The organism is Candidatus Obscuribacterales bacterium, from assembly GCA_036703605.1.
Lineage (GTDB): Bacteria > Cyanobacteriota > Cyanobacteriia > RECH01 > RECH01 > RECH01.
This window is the reverse complement of sequence record DATNRH010000848.1, coordinates 1-6,020: the sequence shown is the minus strand read 5'-3', so window position 1 is coordinate 6,020 and position 6,020 is coordinate 1. Positions and strand designations below refer to the sequence as shown.

The following is a 6,020-nucleotide window of genomic DNA, read 5'->3' as shown; positions in this document are numbered from 1 at the left end:
TTGATGACTCCAGAGTACCCCCATACTTCCCAAAATAGACTAGAAGATTTGCCTTTTTTAGAACATTTTTGTTCTATTGTTTAAGGGGATGCACTGATGTACCTGCTTTAGTCTAACCTCTGCAGTACCAAACAACACCTAACCCACTCGGAGATTTCCAACGAGGTCAATCGTTAGGACGCGTTAGAAGTTCACCTACCGTTCGCCTAAAGAATGTCACCCAGCGACATGTCTGCTGGCATTAGGTACACTCCGAGGCATCGCGACGACCACTCCCTCGATAGGCAGAATCTTGGGTATCCTCTTGAGAGGATAGGTTCCATGGTTCACTGATAGCTGGCTGGGTGGAATAGAGATAGACGGAGGCACAATTGCTACTCGTTTCGTTAAAGGGAGTAGCGATTGCGATCAGGGCGCTAGTCGAGAGAAGGACGGCAATAGACATGGCAAATGTTCAAATTTAGAAGTGTCTAATTCCAAATACGACTTAGGGTTTCCTATGTCAGGACGATTGCTTTTCTCGCCCATAACTTCTCAAGGTTCTTCACGTCACGCCATCGATTAATTAGATATGCCGAAATATGTTTTGTGGGGTCGCTACTGCGAGAATGTGCTAGAAAAGCGCGCTCCTTATCGCCAAGCTCATTTGGATGGGCTCCAGCAGCAAAAAGACCTAGGCGTCTTGATTACCATTGGCCCCACCCAAGATGTCACCCAAGTTTTTGGGCTTTACGAAGCCGAGGATGAAGCTACCGTGCGCCGCTGGATCGAAGGGGATCCCTATTGGCAACACGGTATCTGGACGGAGTATGAGGTGAAGGAGTGGATCCAGGCGTTTTAACCAACCCCAACCACGTCCGAAAACTCAGTAGGTGGACGCAACGCCATGAAGCTTGCCGGGTTTCGACGACCCTCATCTCTTCTCATCAGAATTTGAGTATTGAGCGACGTCGCTCATTTCGGCGTCGCAACGCTTGCCCACCATTACGTCCTCCCACTGATCGGCAGGAGACTACCGGAATAATTCGGGAAATTGAGCTTTCCACTGATCTGAACCAAATTCAAGCTGAAATTCTTCAATCACCCAGGTGAGCGGCTTGCGCTGCTGTTGAGCGATCGCCATCAGGTATTGCTTGTAGCGTTGGCGATCGCTGTCGGTGGGAGCATCTCCAAAAATACAGCCGCGCAACCATTCATCGTTGGGATGGCAGCCAAACTTCTCAAAGAAAGCGTGGCGCGTCCAGTTGGGTGAGTTATTGTCGCGAAAATCCTTGGGGCGGCGGCGTTTCAAAAAGCGGCGCATCCGCTGTTCTCGCAACTGACGCAGTTGTTCATCGCTGAGCAGCTCTACTAGGTCATCGGTGAGCAGTTCCGCTTCGCTGGGCCATTCATGCCCACAATCAGGACATTCCAACAGAAACGACCAAACTAAGCGATTGCAAGACGGGCATTGCTTAGCGGGCACCGTCGGTTGACCGTTCGTCTCTTTAGACGTAGGCAGCCGGTAGGACTGGATATCGTCTGGAAACCCCAGACGCTGCAGATTGCCCGCCTGATCCAAAATGATGCCGTGGGTTTTGCCCGTGGCGGGAGAGATGCGCATCACCCGGCCAATTTGCTGCTGGTGCAGCGCCTTCGACTGAGTCGGACGCAGCAGTAGCCCTACCTCCACACTGGGCTCATCAAAGCCAATGCTAATCACGTTGCAGGAGGTCAGCACCATCAGCTTGCCATGCTTGAGATCGGCATAGAGCTGCTGTCTTTCTTTAATCGGCGTGTTGCCCGACACCACATCCGCCGGAATCCCCGCAGCCGTAAAAGCTTCCGCCACGTGGCGAGCATGGTCGATGTCTACACAGAAGGCAATGGTGCGCTTATGGGGCGTCAGCCGCTGCCACTCATCCACGATACGCTGCACGAGTTCAGGGCGATCGCAGGCATTTTTTAGATCCCGCTCGTCATAATCTCCCGCCACCGTCCGCACGCCCTCCAAGCTCACCTGGGTTCCCTTCGGCATTCCAAAGTACTGCATCTTGGCCAAGAAGCCCATCTTTTGCAGTTCCGACGGCACCGGTGAATGCACCAGGGTTTCCATATGATCGCCCAGTTGCTCTTTACCCAGACGGTAGGGCGTAGCGGTCATGGCTAGGTGAACCGCCTTGGCGTGGGTGGTGTAGAGCACTTCTTGGCCAATCTGGCTGAACACCGTGGTGTGGGCCTCATCGTAGAACACCATATGGGCAGGCCACGTCCGCCACCAATCTCGCTTGGCCATAGTTTGGATGCTGGCGATTTGAATGGGCGCAGTGGGATCTTCGGGCCAACCCGCCTTGATAAAGCCGCAGTGCAGCCCAAAGGACTGCATTTTCTCGTAGGTTTGCCCCACCAGCACATCTAAATGCACGAGAAAGAGGAGCCGACAGCCTCGCGACTCCGTATGCGCACAAATCTGCCCACTGATCACGGTCTTTCCCGCTCCCGTCCCGGCAATAATGGCAACGCGCCGATGCCCTGCCGCCAGTTTTTCGTAGAGATCTTTAATCAATTGCGATTGATAGGGACGTAACTGGGGAGCAGAGATGGATGAAACCGGTTGGGCAACCATGGGCAAGCAGCGACTAGAACAAAGAGATCCCTCGAAGGATAGCGAACATTAGGAGCGATCGCACTCCCTTGCACCGCTCTTCTCTGAGACTTAGACACCATAGTACAAAAGAACTACAAATGTCTACTTCAGCAGGGGCGATCGCCCTCCGGTGTTACGGGATAGCCATGTCAGATTACAAAGCGTTACAGGATTGCCAGTCCCTCATGATTCGTAACAATTAAAAACGCCTTCCCCATGACCCACCGACCTTTTCCCAGATCATGCCGCAATCTATAAGACTTTATTTATGTTTGCCACAAAAAGCATCGATTTTTGCCCTGATTTTCTAGGTCAATAGACCCAGCCTATCCCGTCATAAGCCTTGACCTCTATAGGGTTCAGTAGACCGCTATCCCCCAAAAATCAGATTCTCTCCTAGGATTTTTTTGTCTATTGTTCTTATTTTTATAAAAAATAATTATAAAATTTTGTTTTATTGGTTTTTTAGGATTTGAAGCAAAATCTCAGGGATTTAAAGCCGATTATAAATTTCAATCAATGCTTAGCAGCCATTTACAGGGTCTTTTGATTAGCGATCGCCTTTTCATTCCCAATGGATTCATGAATAATGCTGTTCAGTAACCGATCGAGGCTAACGGTTTAGGTTTACAGAGTCGCATCGCGGCTCGCCCCAATCTTCATTCCCACTTTCTAACGGCATCTCCCTAAGCGACTGGCTACAGACGACGACTCTAGCCCTAGCTCCAGAGCTGCCCGCCCCGTCCTCAACGAACACAACAGGAGAACCCAGCGTGAAACTAGCTGTTTATGGAAAAGGTGGTATCGGTAAATCCACCACAAGCTGCAACATCTCCGTGGCGCTCGCCAAGCGCGGCAAGAAAGTTTTGCAAATTGGCTGCGATCCTAAGCACGACAGCACGTTCACCCTTACAGGCTTCCTCATTCCCACCATTATTGATACGCTGCAAGAAAAGGACTATCACTACGAAGACGTCTGGCCAGAAGATGTGATCTACAAAGGCTATGGCGGCGTGGACTGTGTAGAAGCAGGTGGCCCACCAGCCGGCGCGGGTTGCGGTGGCTATGTGGTGGGTGAAACCGTCAAGCTGCTTAAGGAACTCAACGCCTTTGACGAGTACGACGTGATTTTGTTTGATGTGCTTGGCGACGTCGTTTGTGGTGGCTTTGCCGCACCGTTGAACTACGCCGACTATTGCATGATCATCACCGACAACGGCTTTGATGCCCTGTTTGCCGCCAACCGCATTGCCGCGTCGGTTCGTGAAAAATCTCGCACCCATCCCCTGCGCCTAGCTGGATTAATCGGCAACCGCACCAGCAAGCGCGACTTGATCGACAAGTACATCGAAGCAGTACCCATGCCGGTGCTGGAAATTCTGCCCTTGATTGAAGACATCCGCGTCTCCCGGGTCAAAGGTAAGACCTTGTTTGAGATGGCTGAAACCGAGCCTGCCCTCAACTATGTGTGTGACTACTACCTCAACATTGCCGACCAGATTTTGGCCCAGCCCGAAGGCGTTGTCCCCAATGACGCTCAGGATCGGGATCTGTTTGCCCTTCTGTCGGACTACTACCTCAACCCCACCACACCGCAAAACCAGCGGGAAGAAGAGCCAGACCTAATGATGGTCTAGCGCTAGGGGCGATCGCTTGGCTAGATGCAGACTCTACAGACATCCGGCCAGCGATCGCTCTCCAGCAGACATTATCCCAGTGAACGTACCGTTCAGGCTGAGCCTGGTTCAGCCCATATTCCAGCCTTCGACCAGATCAGGGTGATCCAAGAATCTGACGATCTCCGTCGAACGCACGTTAATTCCACTATCCTGCCCATCCACATACCCAGGAGTTTTACCATCCATGACCTTGGCGACCCCCCAACCTCAAGAGCTTAATTTTGAGTGTGAAACTGGCAATTACCATACCTTTTGCCCCATTAGCTGCGTGGCGTGGCTCTACCAAAAAATTGAAGATAGCTTCTTCTTGGTGATTGGCACCAAAACCTGTGGCTACTTCTTGCAAAATGCCATGGGGGTGATGATTTTTGCTGAACCTCGCTATGCCATGGCAGAGCTTGAAGAAGGCGATATTTCCGCACAGCTGAATGACTATGCTGAACTGAAGCGCCTATGCGAACAAATTAAGCGCGATCGCAACCCCAGCGTGATTGTCTGGATCGGCACCTGCACCACCGAGATCATCAAAATGGATCTGGAGGGTCTTGCACCTAAGCTGGAATCGGAAATCGGTATCCCTATCGTCGTTGCCCGCGCCAATGGTCTTGACTATGCCTTCACCCAAGGAGAAGACACCGTCCTTGCTGCCATGGCCCAGCGCTGCCCCACCCAACAACCCACTGCTGCGGAAGAAACCGAAAAGGGCGATCGCAACGCCATCAAGAAATTGCTGAGCTTTGGCCGCAAACCGGAAGAAATCGCTCAAGAAGAATCTGAGTATGTAGACCATCCGCCCCTCGTCTTATTTGGCTCGGTGCCCGATCCCGTGGTCACCCAGCTCACCCTCGAACTGAAAAAACAGGGCATCAAAGTATCGGGCTGGCTACCCGCCAAACGCTACACCGAACTGCCGGTGATTGAAGAAGGCTACTACGCCCTTGGGGTCAACCCCTTCCTCTCCCGCACCGCCACCACCCTGATGCGCCGCCGCAAGTGTAAGCTGATCGGCGCACCCTTCCCCATCGGCCCCGACGGCACCCGCGCCTGGATTGAAAAAGTCTGTTCCGTCTTCGGGATTGAGCCTCAGGGCCTAGAAGAACGGGAGCAAACCATCTGGGAATCCCTTGAAGACTACGTCAGCCTACTGCGCGGCAAATCTGTCTTCTTCATGGGCGACAACCTCTTGGAGATCTCCCTAGCCCGCTTCTTCATTCGCTGCGGCATGACCTGCCCCGAAATCGGCATTCCCTACATGGACAAGCGCTACCAAGGTGCTGAACTCCAGCTTTTGCAAAAAACCTGTGAGGAAATGGGCGTGCCGCTACCTCGAATTGTTGAGAAGCCCGATAACTACAACCAGCTCCAGCGGATTCAAGAGCAAAACATCGACCTCGTGATCACCGGCATGGCCCATGCTAACCCCCTGGAAGCTCGCGGCATCAATACCAAGTGGTCAGTGGAGTTCACCTTCGCTCAGATCCATGGCTTCACCAATGCTCGGGATGTGTTGGAACTAGCCACCCGTCCTCTACGCCGCAACCAGTCCTTGAAAGATATGGGCTGGAGTCAGTTGGTGAAGGAAGAAGCTAAGGTTTAACCCCAAGTCTTCTTGCTCTGATATCTACCGGGAGTTCGCCCGTCAAACTCCCGGTCACGCTGAACTAGTCGCAGGATAGGAATGGTGCGCGATCGCTTGGGTTAAGCGATCGCGCCCC

The 6,020-nt window shown here is 52.5% G+C and carries 5 protein-coding genes; 3 read left to right on the top strand and 2 right to left on the bottom strand.

Annotated features, from left to right (window positions below; genetic code table 11):
• Positions 1 to 241: 241 nt before the first annotated feature.
• Positions 242 to 445, bottom strand: a complete 204-nt coding sequence (locus V6D20_17535) for a hypothetical protein (GenBank protein HEY9817586.1) — start codon at positions 443 to 445, stop codon at positions 242 to 244.
• Between the two features lie 126 nt (positions 446 to 571).
• Between V6D20_17535 and V6D20_17530 the strand changes: the two genes are divergently transcribed.
• Entirely contained in the window at positions 572 to 841 is a 270-nt protein-coding gene (locus V6D20_17530; GenBank protein HEY9817585.1) for a YciI family protein, read from the top strand.
• A gap of 171 nt (positions 842 to 1,012) precedes the next feature.
• On the opposite strand, the gene V6D20_17525 is transcribed toward V6D20_17530, so the two are convergent.
• Positions 1,013 to 2,605: a DEAD/DEAH box helicase family protein gene (locus V6D20_17525; protein HEY9817584.1), complete on the bottom strand. Its 1,593-nt coding sequence runs from the start codon at positions 2,603 to 2,605 to the stop codon at positions 1,013 to 1,015.
• A gap of 794 nt (positions 2,606 to 3,399) precedes the next feature.
• Between V6D20_17525 and bchL the strand changes: the two genes are divergently transcribed.
• Both bchL and V6D20_17515 read left to right on the top strand, forming a co-directional pair.
• Complete coding sequence (gene bchL, locus V6D20_17520) at positions 3,400 to 4,263, top strand: ferredoxin:protochlorophyllide reductase (ATP-dependent) iron-sulfur ATP-binding protein (protein ID HEY9817583.1); 864 nt, start codon at positions 3,400 to 3,402, stop codon at positions 4,261 to 4,263.
• 226 nt (positions 4,264 to 4,489) lie between these two features.
• On the top strand, positions 4,490 to 5,902 hold the full coding sequence (locus tag V6D20_17515) for a ferredoxin:protochlorophyllide reductase (ATP-dependent) subunit N (GenBank protein ID HEY9817582.1): 1,413 nt from the start codon (positions 4,490 to 4,492) through the stop codon (positions 5,900 to 5,902).
• The last annotated feature ends 118 nt before the right edge of the window (positions 5,903 to 6,020 follow it).

Coding starts and splice junctions, on each gene's coding strand:
- V6D20_17515 (HEY9817582.1), top strand. CDS start 4,490: ATGACCTTGGCGACCCCCCAACCTCAAGAGCTTAATTTTGAGTGTGAA.
- V6D20_17530 (HEY9817585.1), top strand. CDS start 572: ATGCCGAAATATGTTTTGTGGGGTCGCTACTGCGAGAATGTGCTAGAA.
- V6D20_17525 (HEY9817584.1), bottom strand. CDS start 2,605: ATGGTTGCCCAACCGGTTTCATCCATCTCTGCTCCCCAGTTACGTCCC.
- V6D20_17535 (HEY9817586.1), bottom strand. CDS start 445: ATGTCTATTGCCGTCCTTCTCTCGACTAGCGCCCTGATCGCAATCGCT.